At 62.5% G+C, this 488-nt stretch carries 1 pseudogene; it reads right to left on the bottom strand.

The window, feature by feature from the left end:
* Positions 1–18: 18 nt before the first annotated feature.
* A pseudogene (locus IMZ11_RS43855) lies at positions 19–488 on the bottom strand (hypothetical protein); the annotation flags it as partial.

The raw sequence follows: 488 nt of genomic DNA, 5'->3' as shown, positions 1-488 counted from the left end.
CCAGAGTGTCCCCCGGGCTCAGTCGGTCGCGAACGCGGCCTGCGCCTCCTTGTTGAGGTCGATGTACTTCTCCTCGCTCACGTCTACCGCCACGCCCTTGATGGTGCCGCCGGTGAACCGGCCCGGATTCTGGTACAGATCCGAGACGTTGTCGCCGCTGTCGAAGCCGACGCACAACCCGTCCCCGGCCAGGGTGAACTTGCCGATCTGGGCCCGCATCGGTCCCTTGGCCGCCTCTTTGCCGTCTACGTAAAGGATTGTGGTTCCCAGGGATTCGCCGTGGTCACCCTTCTTTTCCCAGATGAACTCCATGCCCAGGGCGTGCTTGCCCTCCGGAAGCGGGCCGGAGACGAAGACCTGCTCGGGCTTGATGCCCAAGAAGTTGTAGACGTAGTGCAGCTTGTTGTCCTTGATGAAGAGGGCATGCCCGCCGAAGCGCGAACCATGGGCGAACAGCACACCCTGGGCCTCTTTGGTCATGTCGACAT

The sequence above is a fragment of the Microtetraspora sp. AC03309 genome (assembly GCF_020826795.1).
GTDB classification, from domain to species: domain Bacteria; phylum Actinomycetota; class Actinomycetes; order Streptosporangiales; family Streptosporangiaceae; genus Microtetraspora; species Microtetraspora glauca.
This window is presented reverse-complemented; position numbering and strand designations above follow the sequence as displayed.